Annotated in this window: 12 protein-coding genes and 1 riboswitch; of the genes, 6 read left to right on the top strand and 6 right to left on the bottom strand. The window is 65.2% G+C overall.

All coding sequences use genetic code 11. The features are described 5' to 3' along the window. Nucleotides 1-19: 19 nt before the first annotated feature. The 3 genes from WN72_RS17450 to WN72_RS17440 all read right to left on the bottom strand — a co-directional run bounded on the left by WN72_RS17450 (nucleotide 20) and on the right by WN72_RS17440 (nucleotide 3,037). Complete coding sequence (locus tag WN72_RS17450; protein ID WP_092217053.1) at nucleotides 20-859, bottom strand: helix-turn-helix transcriptional regulator; 840 nt, start codon at nucleotides 857-859, stop codon at nucleotides 20-22. Between the two features lie 106 nt (nucleotides 860-965). Then, nucleotides 966-2,387 carry a UbiD family decarboxylase gene (locus tag WN72_RS17445; RefSeq protein WP_167380901.1) on the bottom strand — a complete coding sequence of 474 codons (1,422 nt, stop codon included), beginning with the start codon at nucleotides 2,385-2,387 and terminating at the stop codon, nucleotides 966-968. Nucleotides 2,388-2,416: 29 nt separating this feature from the next. Further along, nucleotides 2,417-3,037, bottom strand: coding sequence for a UbiX family flavin prenyltransferase (locus tag WN72_RS17440; RefSeq protein WP_092217051.1), 621 nt, complete (start codon nucleotides 3,035-3,037; stop codon nucleotides 2,417-2,419). 155 nt (nucleotides 3,038-3,192) lie between these two features. On the opposite strand from WN72_RS17440, the gene WN72_RS17435 reads away from it, so the two are divergent. From WN72_RS17435 to WN72_RS17415, 5 genes are all read left to right on the top strand, one after another. After that, nucleotides 3,193-4,164 carry a LysR family transcriptional regulator gene (locus WN72_RS17435; RefSeq protein ID WP_167380906.1) on the top strand — a complete coding sequence of 324 codons (972 nt, stop codon included), beginning with the start codon at nucleotides 3,193-3,195 and terminating at the stop codon, nucleotides 4,162-4,164. A 97-nt stretch (nucleotides 4,165-4,261) separates the two neighbouring features. Continuing rightward, complete coding sequence (locus tag WN72_RS17430; protein ID WP_092217049.1) at nucleotides 4,262-5,086, top strand: AraC family transcriptional regulator; 825 nt, start codon at nucleotides 4,262-4,264, stop codon at nucleotides 5,084-5,086. A gap of 105 nt (nucleotides 5,087-5,191) precedes the next feature. Further along, complete coding sequence (locus WN72_RS17425) at nucleotides 5,192-5,884, top strand: O-methyltransferase (RefSeq protein ID WP_092217048.1); 693 nt, start codon at nucleotides 5,192-5,194, stop codon at nucleotides 5,882-5,884. A 15-nt stretch (nucleotides 5,885-5,899) separates the two neighbouring features. Beyond that, the gene (locus WN72_RS17420; protein WP_244553789.1) at nucleotides 5,900-6,649 is read left to right on the top strand and encodes a siderophore-interacting protein; all 750 of its coding nucleotides are present in this window, start codon (nucleotides 5,900-5,902) and stop codon (nucleotides 6,647-6,649) included. 205 nt (nucleotides 6,650-6,854) lie between these two features. Then, nucleotides 6,855-7,895 (top strand): Bug family tripartite tricarboxylate transporter substrate binding protein, encoded by a 1,041-nt coding sequence (locus WN72_RS17415; protein WP_027558973.1) that lies wholly within the window; start codon nucleotides 6,855-6,857, stop codon nucleotides 7,893-7,895. Nucleotides 7,896-7,919: 24 nt separating this feature from the next. On the opposite strand, the gene WN72_RS17410 is transcribed toward WN72_RS17415, so the two are convergent. After that, on the bottom strand, nucleotides 7,920-9,350 hold the full coding sequence (locus WN72_RS17410) for a PepSY-associated TM helix domain-containing protein (protein ID WP_092217046.1): 1,431 nt from the start codon (nucleotides 9,348-9,350) through the stop codon (nucleotides 7,920-7,922). A gap of 12 nt (nucleotides 9,351-9,362) precedes the next feature. Beyond that, on the bottom strand, nucleotides 9,363-11,720 hold the full coding sequence (locus tag WN72_RS17405) for a TonB-dependent receptor (protein WP_167380900.1): 2,358 nt from the start codon (nucleotides 11,718-11,720) through the stop codon (nucleotides 9,363-9,365). A gap of 116 nt (nucleotides 11,721-11,836) precedes the next feature. Then, nucleotides 11,837-12,038: riboswitch (cobalamin riboswitch) on the bottom strand. Nucleotides 12,039-12,110: 72 nt separating this feature from the next. Between WN72_RS17405 and WN72_RS17400 the strand changes: the two genes are divergently transcribed. Beyond that, nucleotides 12,111-12,683: a histidine phosphatase family protein gene (locus WN72_RS17400; RefSeq protein WP_167380899.1), complete on the top strand. Its 573-nt coding sequence runs from the start codon at nucleotides 12,111-12,113 to the stop codon at nucleotides 12,681-12,683. Between the two features lie 74 nt (nucleotides 12,684-12,757). Here WN72_RS17400 and cobT read toward each other — a convergent pair whose 3' ends face one another. Beyond that, nucleotides 12,758-13,816, bottom strand: coding sequence for a nicotinate-nucleotide--dimethylbenzimidazole phosphoribosyltransferase (cobT, locus tag WN72_RS17395; RefSeq protein ID WP_092217043.1), 1,059 nt, complete (start codon nucleotides 13,814-13,816; stop codon nucleotides 12,758-12,760). Between the last annotated feature and the right edge of the window lie 4 nt (nucleotides 13,817-13,820).

The following is a 13,820-nucleotide window of genomic DNA, read 5'->3' as shown; positions in this document are numbered from 1 at the left end:
GCAATATCAGCCCGCAAAATCAACCCGCAAGACGCGAGACGTTGCGAAACTCGCGCGGGCTGACACCGGCATGATCGCGGAAGAAGCGCGTGAAATGCGCCGGCTCCGGAAAACCAAAACGCTCACTGAGCTCGCCGAACGGGGTGTCCTCGCGCATGACAGCATCGAGCGCACGCTCCATGCGGACGACATTGAGATAGATCTTTGGCGAGACGCCGAGCGAGGTCTCGAATAGGCGGAAGAACTGCGCACGCGACAGGCCGGCACCCTTCACGAACTGGTCGACGCTGCCATAGGAATCCTGAGTGCGCATCGCGTCCATCGCGCGGCGGATGCGCCAGTCGCAGCTCACCGCGCTCATGCCGCGGATCGAGGTCGGAAAGCTGCGCCAGGGCGTGAAGCGCTCGATCACGGCGATCATCAAATCGGACAGCGTCTGCTCGTGGGTCCGCACCGCATCCGGATTCGCCATCATTTCAGCCGCCAAAAGCAGCGTGAGCTGGCGGATGCGCGGCGACACCTCGCCCGACGGCCGCTCGAAAAAGCCCGGCGCGCCGCTGGCGGCCCACCCCGGTCGGAACTCCTTCAGCCATTCCGGCTCAATATAGAGCGCCATGATGAGCGTGCGCGGACGGTTGACGTCGTGCACGTAAGCATGCGGCTTCCAGCCATCGACGAGCACGGCGGCGGTGTCCGTCAACGGCGTGACCTGATCGCCGACCATGAAATGCGTGTCGGCGCCCTCGACCTTGAGCAGGACGTGGCAATGATGATGGGCGTGGCGGACCAGCGACCGGTCCATGTCGAGCAGAGCGACCCTGCCGAAAGCGCCATGAGCGATGCGCAGGGCCGTCGACATCAGTTCCTTCCTCCCAGCATTGCGCTGCAATACGATTGGCTTGTTGGCGCGGCACTATAGGCAGCACCCGCTTCATATTCCAACGGCGCAAACCGACGCAAGCCGGTCATACCAGCGCCTCCGCAAGGAGACGCGCGATGGCGGCGCTGGGGTCGGCCTGCAAGGCGGTGGCGAGATCGACATCCTCCTCGCCCTTGACGCGAATGCGCTTGAAGGCGAGCTCGGGCGCGCTGACCGGCGCGGTCGCGTCCAGCCCCATCTTGGCGCTGATGCCGTTATCGGTGGTCGGATCGAGCTTCGAGCCAAGCGCGCCTGACACGACCATGAGGTCACGGTCTGCCTGGAAGCGCGTCGCCACCGCCCATTCGATCTCCTCGGACGAGGAGATGTCGACATCCTTGTCCACCACGACCACCTGCTTGATGTCGTAATGCGCGCCGAAGGCGCACATCATGATGTTCTTGGGCTCGCCGTCATTGGCCTTGTCGATCTTGATGGCAAGGTGATAGCGGCAGGTGCCGCCGCGCGTGAGGCGGACGTCGAGCACATTGGGGAAGCTGCGGCGCAGGTGCTGGAGCAGCGTCGCCTCGCGCGGCACGCCGCCGAGGATGAGGTGCTCGAAGCCGCCGCCGACGATGGTGTGGAAGATCGGCGCCTTGCGATGGGTGATCGCGTCGACCTCGATCACCTCGCGATTGGCGCGCGGACCGTAATATTGAGGGAATTCCCCGAACGGGCCTTCCGGCTCCCGCACGCCCTGAAGAATGCGTCCCTCGATCACGATCTCCGCATGGGCGGGCACGCGGACCGAATTGGTGCGGCACTTCACGACATCCACGGGCGAGCCGAGCAACGCACCGGCAATCGCCATCTCGTCCTCGTCGAGCGCGGCGATCGCCTGCGAGGCGAGCATCAGCGCGGGGTGCGCGCCGATGACGATGGCAATCTCCAGTGCCTGCCCCAGCTCTTCGGCGAGGCGATAATAGGAGAACGTGTGCCGCGGCAACAGCAGCACGCCGATACGGTTCTTGCCGGAGATCTGGCAACGGTGGATCGAGACGTTCTGAACGCCGGTCTTCGGGTTGCGGGCGATCAGCAGGCCGGCGGTGATGTAGGGGCCGCTGTCGCGCTCATTGTGCTTGGGCACTGGGAGCTGGCGGAGCAGATCGACGTCTTCGTGCACAACCTCCTGCACCGGGCCGCTGGTGACCTCATGCGTCGGCAGCGGATGGCTTGCGGCGGCGAGGAACCGCGGCAGTAACTGATCCTCGGTGACGCCGATGGACTCGGCGACCCAGTCGCGGCCCGCAAAGAGATTGGCGACGACGGGAATCTCGTGCCCGTCGGGACGCGGAAACAGCACGGCGCTGTCGCGCTCCAGCCGCTTGGCGATGGCGGCGAGCTCATCGGCGAGGCCGATGCCCTCGCGAGCGATCGCGAGCTTGCCACGCTCGGCGAGCGTGGCGAGCCAGGCGCGCAGATCGGCTGGCGCCTTCGCAGCTGTTCTGACCGGAGTTTCCATTTGCATGTATCGGGTCTTTCCTTGAGGCCTTCGGGTCAGGGCACGATCTTGCGCAGCGTCGGCGAGCGGCGCTTGAGCGCCTCGTCCTCGCCCCAGCGGCGCACCACGCCGATGTCGATGTCGTAGAGGTCGAGGACGCGACCGACGGTGTGCTCGACCATGTCTTCGAGATTCTCGGGTTTGGCGTAGAAGGCCGGCACGGGCGGCGCGATGATCGCGCCCATTTCCGACAGCGCAGTCATTGTCCTGAGATGGCCGGTGTGCAGCGGGGTCTCGCGCACCATCAGCACCAGGCGCCGGCGCTCCTTCAGCACGACGTCGGCGGCGCGGGTGAGCAGCGTCGTGGTCACGCCGGAGGCGATCTCGGACATCGAGCGCATCGAGCACGGCGCCACGATCATGCCGGCGGTGCGGAACGAGCCGCTCGAAATTGCCGAGGCCATGTCGTCGATCGCATGGCAGACATTGGCGAGCGCCCTCACCTCCGCAATCTTCAGGTCGGTCTCGTAGGCAAAGGTCAGCTCGGCGGTCTTCGACATCACCAGATGCGTCTCGACGCCGGCATTGCGCAGCAGCTGCAACAGGCGCACGCCATAGGCGACGCCGGAGGCGCCGGAAATGCCGATGATCATCCGCTGGGGTGTGGCGTCCTGCATATGACTGGCTTCGCTCCCTGGGGACATGCCCGCCGCGAGACTAGGCAATCCCATCCATCACCACAAATAATGATTGATTATATCATTCATCATCTGAGATGATGGTCCGGAGGCAGATCGGCGAACAAAGGACTGACCCCGTGGAACTCAGGCAGATGCAATATTTCCTGTGCCTCGCCGAGGAAAAGAACGTCACCCGGGCCGCGCGCCAGCTTAACATCGTTCAGCCGGCGCTGAGCATGCAGATCGCCAAGCTGGAGGCAGAGCTCGGCCAAAAGCTGTTCGACCGCAGCGTCCAGGGCATGACGCTGACCAGCGCCGGCGAGGCCTTGGTGCGGCTGACGGCGCCGATCGTGCGCGATGCCGAACATGCCCGCCAGGAGATGGCGCAGCTCGGCGGACGCATCTCGGGCCGTGTTTCCGTCGGCCTCATCACCTCGGTCGCGCAAAGCACCATGGCGAGCGCGTCGGCAGCTGTCGCAAGCCGCTATCCCGAGATCACGCTGTCGGTCTGCGAGGGCTACACCGAGACGCTGATCGACTGGGTCAACACCGGCCAGCTCGATTTCGCGCTGATCAACGTGCCGCGCCGGAAGACGCCGCTGGCCGCGCATCACGTCATGGACGAGGAGATGGTGTTCGCCTGCCGCAAGGACAGCCCGATCCAGCCGCCGATAAGACTGCGCTTCGATCACATCGCCAATTTCGATCTCGTGCTGCCTTCCAAGCGCCACGGCCTGCGGCTGATCCTGGACGAGCATGCCGCCGCAATCGGCATCGACCTGCGGCCGCGGCTCGAGCTCGATACCCTGCCCGCGCTCTGCGACGTGATCGCAACCACCGATTTCGCGACGGTGCTGCCGACCATCGCGCTCCGGCAATCGCTGGCGGGCGGGACCATCCGCGCGCACCGCTTCGACGCGCAGCGGATCGTGCGCTCGATTGCCTGGGTGCATCACCCGCGACGCGCGGTGTCGGTCGCCGCCAAGGCCGTGCTCGATGTCATCAGCCACGATCTCGCGGAGGCCGCCGCCGTGGCGCGCGAGTTCGTGGAGCCTTCCTCCAGTGGCACAGGCTCGTCCTCCTCCCGCAAGGATCGCAGGAAGCCGCGGAGGCGAGCAGGTTAGAACTGATCGAGATTCGGACCGGCTGCGTTGAAAGATTCGACGGCGGCCCGATATTGTTTGACGCACGCCACCGCGTCCGGACCACTCACCGCCCGCCATGCCCTTCTTCCGGCTCAACGACGACCAATTCCTCCCCGATGATCTCGGGGACTTCGACCCCGAAGCCGTGCCGCGCGCCATCGCCGCCTTCGGTGGCCGCATGGTCACCAAGGGCATGGAGCTCGCGATGCACACGCATCGCAAGGACGAGCTTGTCCTCACCTTGCGCGGCATCGTCAGGCTGGAGGCCGGACATGGCGTCTGGATCGTACCGCCGCGTTGCGCGGTATGGATTCCCGGCGATGTCCCGCACAGCGTGAGCGTCGCCGGCGATGTCGAGATGCATTGCCTCTTCATCGAACCGGATGCGGCGCCGACACTGCCGCGGCAATGCTGCGCGCTGTCGATCTCCCCGTTGCTGGCAAGCCTGCTGGTCCATGCCACCCACATGCCTGTCATGTACGACGTCGACGGCGCCGACGGTCGGATCGCCACGGTGCTGCTCGACCAGCTCGCTGCCGCTCCGATCGAGGAGCTGCGCTTCCCGATGCCTGCGGATGCCAGGCTGCGCCGGATCGCGAGCGCGATGATGGAAGACCCTTCCGACCGCGCGACGATCGACGATTGGGGGCGGCGCATTGCCGTCGCGCCACGCACCCTCACCCGCATCCTGCAACGCGAGACCGGGATGAGCTTTGGCCGCTGGCGCCAGCAGCTCCACATCCTCATCGCGCTTCAGCGCCTCGATCAGGGTGCTTCGGTGCAAACAGTGGCACTCGATCTCGGCTATGAGGGCGCGAGCGCCTTCGTCACCATGTTCCGCAAGGCGCTGGGCAAGCCGCCGGCGCGCTATCTCGCCGAACGGCGCATCAGCGCACACTGACTGGAAATCGCAATCGATTGTCCCGTTCGCGGAATGCGCACCAAAGGACGATTTCGTATCCAGGCTCCAACGCGCCGATGGGCGCATTGCAAGGGAGCTGGATACATGGATTCGATCAGCAGCGGCCTCGTCGCCGACGTCCTCCATCGTCTTCATCAGGAAGCGGAGATCGCCGACGCGCCGCTGATGCAGGCCTTCGTGAATGAGGGCACGAGTCGCGAAGAGATGATCAGCCAGGCGATCGCGGCCGAGAGCCGCGATCTCAATGAGGTCTACCAGCGATTTGCGAACAATTTTCTGAGCGTCTCGCCGCGGTTCGGACGCTTCCTCTACATGTGCGTCCGCGCCAGCAAGGCCAAGCGCATCGTCGAGTTCGGCTCCTCGATGGGGATTTCGACGATCTACATGGCCGCGGGCTTGCGCGACATTGGCGGCGGCCGCCTGATCGGGACCGATCTCGAGCCCGGCAAGATCGAGCGCGCACGAGCGAACGTCGCGGCGGCGGGGCTGGCGGACTTAGTCTCGTTTCGGGTTGGCGACGCGCGGGAAACCCTGAAGGCCGATCTCGGCGGCGGGATCGACATGGTGATGCTCGACGGCGCCTTCACGCTCTATCTTCCCATTCTCAAGCTGCTGGAGCCGCATCTGAAACCCGGCGCGCTCATCGTCGGCGAGAACGCGTTCGAGGAAGCCTCCGGCTATATCGACTACGTCCGCGATCCCGAAAATGGCTACCTCTCGCTGTCGCTGCCGTTCGATCCCGGCCGCGGCAACGAACTCACGATCAAGACCAGATGATCCGGGAGCCAGGCCTTGAACGAGCCCGGTCAGCAGCCGCAAATCTCATCGCAGGCGTCACAAGGAAGGGTCACGCAGATGCTGTTGCGATGGCTGATGCGGTCCGCGCGCATCGCCGCAATCGAGACGCTCTCGCCGCACTTTCGGCTCATCGAGATCGAAGGCGAAGCCCTCAAGGACGTCGCCTGGAATGCGGGCCAGAAGATCCAGGTTGCGATGCGCGCGGGCTTGAGCGCGCGCACCTATACGCCGATGTCATGGGAGGCAAGCAGCGGGAGAACTCGCCTTCTCGCCTTCATCCATGGCGTTGGCCCCGGCAGCCGATGGGTGAGCGGTTTGCGCGAAGGCGACACCTGCCAGTTGTTCGGCCCGCGCCGCTCGCTCGATCTCACCGGCCTCGAGGCGCCCATCGTCCTGTTCGGCGATGAGACCTCGTTCGGTCTTGCAGCGGCATTGCGCGACAATCTGCAAGCCGGCGGTGCGCTCCACATGTTCGAAACCACCGATGTCGCGGAGTCGCGGCGGGTGCTGGAAGCCATCAGCCTCGGTGAAGCACGATTGATCGCCCGCAGCGCGGACGATGCACATCTCGCAGCCGTCGAGGCGGAAATGCTGCGCCTTGCTGCAAACGGCGCCAGGTTCATCCTGACGGGCAAGGCATCATCGATCCAGCGCATCAGCCGCGCGCTGAAAGCGGCAGGCGTCGCATCGTCGCGGATCAAGGCAAAAGCCTATTGGGCGCCGGGCAAAACCGGACTGGATTGAGCCTCCTCTCACTCGGACAAGATGTCGCGCCCGCTGCAGAATGAGACGGGTTGGTAAGTTTTGAGACGAGCCGGCATGACGGTCGCATTCGCGAGCTAACTACGATCCAGGCGCAGAAAATCGCGGCCTGGCGTTCATCCCCGACGAATCCTTCCGGGCGATCCCAAGGCTCGCAGAACAAGACAGTCGGGAGATTGAGTCCGAGATGGCATGGTTCGGTCGCAGCAAGATCACGAACACAGCTCAGCAGCGGAGCGAGGGATTTCATCCTGACCGGAGATCACTGCTCTCGTTCGGCGCAGGCGCAGCTCTCGCCGCGGCCGGACTGCGTCCCGCACAAGCGCAAGACTACCCCGCGCGGCCGATCCAGGTGCTCGTGCCCTTTGCCGGCGGCAGCGCCAGCGATGTCATCACGCGCATCCTGCTCAACCGCATGTCCACCTCGCTCGGACAAGCCTTTGTGGTCGACAACCGCCCCGGCGCCGGCGGCAATATCGGCACCGCGGCCGCGGCACATGCGGCCGCTGATGGCTACACGCTGCTGATGAGCACCTCCGGCCCGCTGGCTGCGAACAAGTCGCTCTACAAGGAGCTTCCTTACGACCCGCAGAAGGATCTCGCCCCGATCGGTCTGTTCGCGACGATGCCGAATGTCATCGTGATCAATTCGAGGCTGCCGCCGAAATCGCTGCGTGAACTGATCGACTACGCCAAGGCGCATCCACGCGAGCTGAACTACGGGACGGTCGGTGTCGGCTCGTCGCAGCATCTGTCGGCGGCCTATTTCGAGCAGCTCACCGGCACCGAGATCACCCACGTTCCCTACCGCAACATCGCCGCGTACACGCCGGACTTCATCGCAGGGCAAGTCCCGCTCGGCTTCCAGCTCCTGCCCAACGTCCTCGGCTTGATCAAGAGCGGCGATGCGCGCCCGCTCGCGGTTGCCAGCGACAAGCGCATGACCGCGCTGCCGGATGTGCCGACCGCGGCCGAGGCTGGCCTGAAGGATTACGAGAGCGCCGCCTGGCTCGCGCTGCTCGCGCCGGCGAATACCGACAAGGCCATCGTCGGCAAGCTCTATAAAGCGATGGTCGAAGCCGTGAACGATCCGAAGGTGCGCGCCCTCTTCGTCGAGCAGGGCGCCGAGCCGCTGGTGATGGACCCCCAAGGCCTGACCAATTTCATGACCGCCGAGACCACGAAATGGGCCGGCATCATCAAGAAGATCGGCATCGAGCCGATGTGAGGGTCAGACCAGGCTCATCCGCGTTCAAGCCGTGAAGGTCGACCGCAGACGGCGCCAGCCGATGACGATGCCGGTCACGGAGAATACGAGCCCGAGCGCGCAAAGCCCGACAATCAGGATGTCGCGCAGACGCGGATGCGCCATCAGGACCGGAAAATCGAGCGTGTGCAGCGCGCTGTAGAACCAGCGATAGGCCCGCCGCGAGGCATCCAGCCTTTGCAGCACGCTGCCGTCGGCGCCGTCGATATCGAACCAGACCTCGCCGCATCGGGCGCGGTAGACGGGCGCTCCGGGAACGACGGACTGCGCGGGATAGTCGTCAGGCTCAGCGAGAACGGACGGCATGCCGCAGTTCGCGGCAAGGCGCGCTGTCAATTCCTGAATGTCGCGGACACTCAAGACACCTGCTTGTTCAGCACGAGACGTATCCCCTGCCCTGACCAACGTCTGGGACCCCAGAGCAGGCCGGTCGCGCCGATAGAGATTGCCGCCGAACGCGAACCATTCGACTTCGCGGACCGGTGACGCTGGCCGCAGCTGGTCGCGCGATGAAGCCGTCCAGTCCGGCGCGGCAGCCGCCACACGCGCTTCGGCCGGCGTCAACTGCCCGCGCGAGAACAGCCGGCCGTGATCCATGGACAGCCAGCCGCTGAAAATCCAGGTCAGCACGAACAGCGTTGCTGCGAGGCCGATGAGGTGATGCAGGGCGTGCCAGCCCCGATACGGCGTCGAGATCGCCCGTCCTCGCATCCTGATCCGCACGATCCCGAGCACCGCACCGAGCAAGGCCGCGATCGAGGCCAGCAGCGACAGCGTCCAGACCACGCGGTCCCACAGCGCCCAATTGCGCCTCAGCACCGTCGGATAAATCCAGTGCAAGACGCTGCCGACCCAATTCCAGCCACGCTCGCTTCGGGTCGTGTCGAGGACGACTTCGCCGGTGCGTGACGAGATATAGATCTCCGTCCCGGCGGCATCGCCGAGGGCCATGCGAAACAAGGGCCGATGGCGGTCAAAGCCGTTTGGAACGCTCCATTGGTCATAGTCCGCGCGTGCGAGGATCGCGGCCGGCGCGGGATCAAGCCCTCGCCGCACGGCGTGCGCCCGCGCAATGGCCAGTGCAATGTCGGCCGACGTCACACTTGCGTCCCGTCCATCGGAGGCGTGGACCGCGCCGAGCTGCGATCGCCCTGACACGATGTAGACCGGCCCATCGCCCCGCTGGATCAGCCGCGCGCGCGTCGCATCCGGTAGCTTGCTTGCCGTCACCGCTTCGGCGACGGTGATCCTCACCTCCGCACGATCGACCGGTGCCAATCCGGCAAACCGCTCCGCTTCCGTCAGTGACGGAAACGGAACGAAGTGCATCACGATCCCGCTCGCGAACCACATCGCGAACAGCAGGCAGAACGCGACCCCGAGCCAGCGATGCAGCAGGACGATCGCGCTCATCATGTGGTCAGCGCCCTACCATTTGAACGCGGCCGAGAGCTCATAGATGCGCGGCGCGCCCAGGAGGATCTGGTCGGGATAGAACGGATCGCCCCAGATCGCATAGCGCTTGTCGGCGATGTTGCGTACGCGGAAGGTCAGGCGGGCCTGGTCGACCGCATTGAACACCGTCTTCGGGATGTCGACGAAGGCGTAGACGTCGGCGACGGTATAGGCCTTCATCGTCACAACATTGGCGTCGGTGTTGTAGCGGTCGCCGACGTGACGGCCGGTGATGCCGAGCTCCACTGGCCAGGGCGTGAAGAACCGGTACGACGCGCCGGCATTGGCGACGATGCGCGGCACGTTCGGCGGCGTGTTGCCGGAGAACGACCCCCCGGCAAAATTGTAGTCGGCGTAGCGCGCATCGACATAGGCAATATTGCCCCACAGACGCAGCGGCTCGATCGGGCGCACCGCGGCTGCAAGCTCGACGCCCTTCGATTCCTGCAGTCCCGCACTGTTGAGCGTCTGGCCGCCGGCTGCCGCATAGACGTTCTTGCGCACGATATCGTAGGCCGAGAACGACCACTCCGCCCTGTTGTCCCAGAACAGGTGCTTGACGCCGGTCTCGTAGGTGCGCGCGGTCGTCAGATCCAGATTCTGGGTCGGACCAAGCAGGAAGATGTTGTTGGCGGAGACGTCGGCGCCGGTGGCGTACTGGCTGAAGAAGGTCAGGCCGGGTACGGCCTCCCATGTGTAGCCGATGCGGCCTGTCGTCGGGACCCAGTCCTTGGTGAACGGGAAACCCGCCTTCACCAGGCCGTTGACGTCGGTCGAGTTGCGATCGAGTCCAATGTGCTCGACGCGGAGGCCGCCGACCAGCGCAAAGCTGCGCGTCAGCTTCAGCCGGTCCTCGAATGACAGCGCCTCGTTGTCGATGCGCGCGGTCTGCTGCTGGATCGTGAGCAGGCCGTAATAGCCGCGAGCGGGATCGACCAGCGAAACGGAGTCGCCCGGAAAGTTCGCAGCACCAGGCCTGACAAAATCCAGATAGCTTGACGACAGTGTCGTGACCAAGCGGTTATCGAAGCCAGCGATGTTCGTGTCCCAGATCAGATCGGTGATGTTGCCAACCAAACGCTGGCTGTGCGCGACGTAAAAGCGCTCGCGATTGACGAGGTTCGAGACGGAGTTGAATGCCTCGACCTCATTGTTGAACCAGGTGCGCTCGGCGCCGTAGCCATAGGCCTGGCTCTTCAGTGTCAGGTCGGGCGCGAGCTTCAGCTCGAAGCCTCCGCGCAGCCACACTTCCTGGGCGACGTTGCGATTGTCGAGGACGTTGTAGTTGGTGTTGAAGGTGCGGTCGTCGATGGTGACCGCGCCGAGATTGGTTCCGTTGTAGTTGGAGACGTAATTGCCCGAAACGATGCCGCTCGTCGCATGCGAGCCGCTGAAGGCGATCGGCACCAGCGGCGCGCCCCAATAAGCCTTGCCGCGGTCCTCGCGATACTCGATCGCGCCCCAGACCTTGAGGCTGTCGGAGATGCGGTAGTTGAGCTGGCCCGACACATCGAACGTTTTGGTGTTGGTGTCGTCGGCGAAGCCGTTGAGAGAGGAGCGGCTGATGTCGAAGCGATAGTCGAGGCCCTGGACATTGGTGCTGCCGCCCGAGCCGTAATGGGCGCGGAACGAGTTTAGCGAGTCCCAGGAGAAGTCCGCCTCGTTGCGGATCGGGCCGGTGTGCGGCTGCTTGGTGACGAAGTTGATGGAGCCACCGGCGGCGCCCTCGCCCGACATCAGCGAGGCCGGGCCTTTCAAAAATTCCACCGCTTCCAGATTGGCGGTGTCCGTGATCCGCGAGGTCATGTTCTGCGGACCGATCTTGATGCCGTTGTAGAGCGTGTTGATCTGGCTGTTGGTGAAGCCGCGCATCGAGAAAGCTGCGGGCTCGGCCGGATTGTCGCCGGAGGTGACACCGACCGCTCCTTGCGCCGCCTCGGACACGGTACGATAGCCCTGCTCGCGCATGGTCTCGGCCGAGATCACCTCGACGGTCGCCGGTATCTCCCGCACGGTCAGGCCGAGGCGCGAGGCGCTTTCCGCGACCGCATTGGAGTTGAGCGGCGTCGGTGCCGCAGCGTTCGGCGCCGCCAGCTTTGGCGCGGCCGGTGCGGTCGAGGGCCGTCGCACAGCCGTACGGCGGGCGCTTGCCGCGTCCCGGCCGGCCGGCTTGGCCTGCTTGCGGGATTGCGGGGGCGACACCTCCACGGGCGGCAGCGGCTCGCGAGCCTGCTGCGCCGACGCAGCGGGAATATCAACGGCGACAATGGATGTGAGTGCGGCCGACGCAAGCAGAAAGCGGCGCGGTCGTACGATACGGATGGAAGACACGGTCCTGGACCTCGGTGTGACGTCAGTGGCACGTCACCGCGAACCAAGGTCCCATCATCAGGCTTTCAGCCGTGCGATGAAGCCGAATGTCTGTACTCCCCGACCGACATCTTCGCGTGTGACCACGGCTGACGGCAGGTCTCCTGGCTCGCGGGTCGTGACCGCTTCGTCGCCTTCCCGGGACCGAGGACCCAGTGGCTTCTGACGAAGGATTCACCGCTTACAGTTGCGGGGGCAGCTACGGCATTGGGGACAAGGTCCCCGCACCGCATTCCCTTTTCATCCCCTCTCGGGGAAACCGTCAGAGGCATCTAGGATTACGACCAAGACAGAGTCAATGTGCAAGCTGCGGCGTTATTGCCACAGCGCCCAATTTCCTTGGAGATGAGCATGGAAGGCGAGACCTTCCTCTGGCTGATACGGCATGCGCCCGTCGACGGCGTCAAAGGCACGATCCATGCCGCCGACGCGCCGGCCGATCTCCGCGATCGCGCGCAACTCGAGGCGCTGCGGCAGCGCCTGCCGCGGGATGCTGCGAGCTATGCCAGCCCATTGCGGCGCACGGTCGAGACCGCGCGGGCGCTGGGGCTGGAGCCGACGCTGGTGAGCGAATTCACCGAGCAGGATTTTGGCGACTGGACCGGCCATCGGCATGACGAGCTCGCAGCGACCGGCGGCGAGGCCTATGCGAAGTTCTGGAGCGATCCAGCGCGTGGAAAGCCGCCGGGCGGCGAGAGCTTTGAGGATCAGGTCGCGCGCGTCCGGCTCGGCCTGTCACGGATTGGCTCGGGCCCAGCCGCGCTCGTCGTCCATTCCGGCACCATCCGCGCCGCGCTCTGCATCGCGCTCGACCTCACGCCTCAGGCAGCCTTGCGCTTCGTCATCGATCCGCTGTCGCTGACCCGGATCGACCGGCTCACGACCGGCTGGCGCGTCGTCTCCGTCAACCAGCGGATCAGCTAAAGCATGATCCGGAAAAGTGCGCAGCGGTTTTCCGAAAAGATCATGCTGAAACAACAACCTAAAGCGCGATGATCTCATCGCGCTTTAGGCCGATCCGGCACATTGGCCTGCGCGAACGTCGCCATGCCGTTGTGGAGCGCGCAGGCCGACCGCACCAGTGGCAGCGCGATGGCGGCGCCTGATCCCTCGCCGAGCCGGAGATCGAGGCTGATCAGCGGCTGCACGTTCAATGCACGCAGCACCAGCCGATGCCCCTGCTCCGCCGACTGATGCGACGGCAACAGGAACGGCTGGCATGACGGGTTGAGCCGCGCTGCCGCAAGTGCGGCGACTGATACGATGAAGCCGTCGATCAATACGGGAATGCGGCGCTGCGCAGCCGCGATGATCGCGCCTGAGATCGCCGCGATCTCGAGGCCGCCGACGGCGCACAGGATTTTTTCGGGCGCTGCGCCCGCAACGCCATGGCGTGCGATCGCGGCGTCAATCACGCGCGCCTTGTGCGCGCGGCCGGCGGCATCGATACCGGTGCCGCTGCCCGCGATCTCGTCGGCGCCGACGCCGAGCAGGCTCGCGGCGATCGCCGCGGACGCAGTGGTGTTGCCGATGCCCATCTCGCCGAAGATCAGGAGATCGGGGTTGGTGGCCTCCGCGCGTGCCACCGCGCGCTGGCCGGTTTCGAATGCGAAGGCCAGCTCGGCAGGCATGAGCGCAGCCTCGGTGCTGAAATCGCGCGTGCCGCTGCGCGGCTTGTCGGTGACGACGCCCGCCATCTCCTCCTGCGCCAGCGTGCCCGCGTCGACCACTTCCAGGGTCGAACCCAGTTCACGCGCCAGCACCGAGATCGCCGCGCCGCCGGAGGCAAAATTCGCCATCATCGCGATGGTCACGGCTTGCGGATAGGCCGACACGCCCTGCGCGACGATGCCGTGATCGCCGGCAAAAACGATGACGGGCACGCGGGCGGCGCGCGGCTGCTCAGTCGCTTGCAGGCCCGCAAGCTCGATCGCGAGCTGCTCGAGCCGACCGAGCGCGCCGGTCGGTTTCGTCAGTTGCGCCTGACGCGCAATCGCCGCTTCGCGATGGGCCGCGGAGATCTCGGGGCACTTTTGGTAGACCCATTCGGGTAACATGCTG

This window comes from Bradyrhizobium arachidis, from assembly GCF_015291705.1.
Taxonomy (GTDB): domain Bacteria; phylum Pseudomonadota; class Alphaproteobacteria; order Rhizobiales; family Xanthobacteraceae; genus Bradyrhizobium; species Bradyrhizobium arachidis.
The sequence above is the reverse complement of the archived record's forward strand: the minus strand, read 5'-3'. Positions and strand labels throughout refer to the sequence as shown.

Coding starts and splice junctions, on each gene's coding strand:
- WN72_RS17410 (WP_092217046.1), bottom strand. CDS start 9,350: ATGATGAGCGCGATCGTCCTGCTGCATCGCTGGCTCGGGGTCGCGTTC.
- WN72_RS17425 (WP_092217048.1), top strand. CDS start 5,192: ATGGATTCGATCAGCAGCGGCCTCGTCGCCGACGTCCTCCATCGTCTT.
- WN72_RS17435 (WP_167380906.1), top strand. CDS start 3,193: ATGCAATATTTCCTGTGCCTCGCCGAGGAAAAGAACGTCACCCGGGCC.
- WN72_RS17415 (WP_027558973.1), top strand. CDS start 6,855: ATGGCATGGTTCGGTCGCAGCAAGATCACGAACACAGCTCAGCAGCGG.
- WN72_RS17445 (WP_167380901.1), bottom strand. CDS start 2,387: ATGCAAATGGAAACTCCGGTCAGAACAGCTGCGAAGGCGCCAGCCGAT.
- WN72_RS17450 (WP_092217053.1), bottom strand. CDS start 859: ATGTCGACGGCCCTGCGCATCGCTCATGGCGCTTTCGGCAGGGTCGCT.
- WN72_RS17430 (WP_092217049.1), top strand. CDS start 4,262: ATGCCCTTCTTCCGGCTCAACGACGACCAATTCCTCCCCGATGATCTC.
- cobT (WP_092217043.1), bottom strand. CDS start 13,816: ATGTTACCCGAATGGGTCTACCAAAAGTGCCCCGAGATCTCCGCGGCC.
- WN72_RS17440 (WP_092217051.1), bottom strand. CDS start 3,037: ATGCAGGACGCCACACCCCAGCGGATGATCATCGGCATTTCCGGCGCC.
- WN72_RS17400 (WP_167380899.1), top strand. CDS start 12,111: ATGGAAGGCGAGACCTTCCTCTGGCTGATACGGCATGCGCCCGTCGAC.